A 2536-nucleotide genomic window follows, 5' to 3' on the forward strand; every position below is an offset into this window, starting at 1 on the left:
CGCGGCGCGGGCGGCGGCGCGCTCAGGACGCCGCGCGCGCCAGCGCCCACGGCGCGTGCGCGCGCACGGCCCGCACGAACGCCTCCGCCACCCGGTCGATCTGCGCCGGCGTGTGCTCGGCGGTCATCGACAGCCGGATGCGGCAGCTGTTCGCCGGCACCGCCGGCGGCACGACGAGGTGCACGAACACGTCGTCGTCGAACAGCGCGCGCCAGACGCGCATCGTCGCGTGCATGTCGCCGACCGTCACCGGCAGGATCGGCGTGGCCGCCGGCCCGGGGTCGAGCCCGATCTCGCGCAGCCGCGCCGCCATCAGTCGCGTGTTCTCCCACAGCCGCGCGCGTCGCTCCGGCTCCTCCGCCATCACGTCGAGCGCCGCAAGCGTCCCCGCCACGCTCGCCGGCGGCATCGACGCGGTGAAGATCAGCGCCCGCGCGTGGTGCCGCACCCAGTGCAGCACCTCCTCCGGCCCCGCCAGCACGCCGCCGACCGACGCCAGCGACTTGGAGAACGTCGCCATCACCAGGTCCACCTCGTCGTCGAGCCCGAAGTGGCGCGCGGTGCCGGCGCCGTCCTCGCCCAGCACGCCCAGCGCGTGCGCGTCGTCGACCAGCAGCGCCGCGCCGTGCGCGCGCTTCAGCGCCACGAGCCCCGGCAGGTCGGCGACCGTCCCCTCCATCGAGAACACGCCGTCGGTGGCGATCATCTTCCCCGCCCCCTCGGGCGCGCGCTCCAGCTGCCGCGCCAGCGCCGCGAGGTCGCCGTGCGGGTAGCGCACCGTCTCCCCGTGCGCGAGCCGCGCGCCGTCCACGATGCACGCGTGGTCCAGCTTGTCGAGGTACAGCACGTCGTCGCGCCCCACCAGCGACGCGATGGCGCCGAGGCTCGTCTGGTAGCCGGTGGTGAAGACGAGCGCCGCCTCCTTGCGGTAGAACGCCGCCAGCCGCGCCTCCAGCGTCTCGTGCAGGTCGAGCGTGCCGTTGAGGAAGCGGCTCCCCGTCGACCCGCTGCCGTAGCGGCGCAGCGCCGCCGCGCACGCCTCCAGCACGCGCGGGTGGTGCGTCAGCCCGAGGTAGTTGTTCGAGCCGAGCATCACCTTCCAGCGCCCGCGGATGCGCGCCTCCGACGGCGTCGACTCCTCGATCGGCGCGAAGTACGGGTACACGCCGGCCGCCTGCGCGACGCGCGCGCGGTCGTCCGTCAGGCACTTGGCGAACACCCCGGGGAGCGCCGGGCGCGCGGGCGCGCTCATGCGACGGGCCCCTCGTACAGGCGCCAGCGGCGGTACGGCGTCGCGCCCATCGCCGCCAGCGGTCGGTTCATCAGCACGTTGTCCTCCAGCACCCACGACGCCTCGGCGCCCGTCATCCCCGCCTTCAGCCCGCGCGAGATCAGCTCGTGCGCGAACAGCGCGAAGATCCCGCGCGTCCGGTACTCCTTGCGCACGCCGAGCACCATCATGCGCAGCGTGCGGATCGAGCGCTTGCCGGTGAGCAGCGTGAACAGCCCGGTGGGGAACAGCCGCCCGCTCGGGATCTTCTTGAACAGCAGGTGGAAGTCCGGCAGCGCGATCGCGAACCCCGCCGGCCGCCCGTCGATCTCCGCCGCCACCGCGAAGCGCGGGTCGACGAGCATCTTGAGGTCCTTCGCGAGGTGGCCGAACTCCTCGCGCGTCATCGGCACGAACCCCCAGTTCGGCTCCCACGCGTCGTTGTAGACCTGCCAGCAGGTCTCGACCTCGGCGTCCAGCCGCGACGGCTCGAGGTTGCGGAAGGCGAGCCCCGTCTGCTCCAGCGCGCGCGCGGCGTGCGACGCGTACGCCGGCGGCAGCGTGAACTCCTTCCCGCCCTCGCCGAAGCGCTCCAGCCACCACCCCAGCAGGTCCTTCGCGCCGTCGACCCCCGCGCCCCGGAGCAGCGCGTCGTAGTACGGCGGGTTCCAGGTGGTCATCAGCACCGGGTGGTGCTCGTAGCCGTCCACCAGCACGCCGCACTCGTAGTTCGTCGACGGGCTCACCGGGCCGCGCATCGCCGTCAGCCCGCGCGCCGCGAGCCACCCGCGCGCCGCGTCGAGCAGCGCGCGCGCCGCCTCCGGGTCGTCGGCGCACTCGAAGAAGCCGAAGAACCCCAGCCGGTCGCCGTGGAAGGCGTTGTGCGCGCGGTTCTCGATCGCCGCCACGCGCCCCACCGGCCGCCCGTCGCGCTCCGCCACGAACAGCGCCCGCTCGGCGTCGCGCCAGAACGGGTGCTTGCGCACGTCGAGCGTGTCCTTCACCGCGACGCGCAGCGGCGGCACCCACTGCGGGTGGCGCGCCTGGTCGAACAGGCGCCACGGCACGTCGACGAAGCGGCGGAGGTCGCGCGGCGAGTCGGCGGGGCGGATCCGCAGGGTCATGGGCGCAACATAACGCGCCCTGGCGGCCGCGCGGACGGGGCGGCGACATTGCGGGCCGCATGCTCCCCGCCGCCGCCCGCCCGGCCGTCGCGCTGCTCGCCGCCTGGCTGGCGGCCTCGCTCCCGCCGCTCCTCCTCGCCCC

2 protein-coding genes are annotated in these 2536 nt (G+C 74.9%); both read right to left on the reverse strand.

What is annotated here, in order from left to right; translation table 11 throughout:
• Positions 1-22 precede the first annotated feature (22 nt).
• The gene (locus PYV61_RS23995; RefSeq protein ID WP_275836402.1) at positions 23-1252 is read right to left on the reverse strand and encodes a pyridoxal phosphate-dependent aminotransferase family protein; all 1230 of its coding nucleotides are present in this window, start codon (positions 1250-1252) and stop codon (positions 23-25) included.
• On the reverse strand, positions 1249-2394 hold the full coding sequence (locus PYV61_RS24000; RefSeq protein WP_275836403.1) for a hypothetical protein: 1146 nt from the start codon (positions 2392-2394) through the stop codon (positions 1249-1251). Before PYV61_RS24000 ends, PYV61_RS23995 begins: the two co-directional genes overlap by 4 nt.
• Between the last annotated feature and the right edge of the window lie 142 nt (positions 2395-2536).

The organism is Roseisolibacter sp. H3M3-2 (assembly GCF_029211165.1).
Classification (GTDB): Bacteria; Gemmatimonadota; Gemmatimonadetes; order Gemmatimonadales; family Gemmatimonadaceae; genus Roseisolibacter.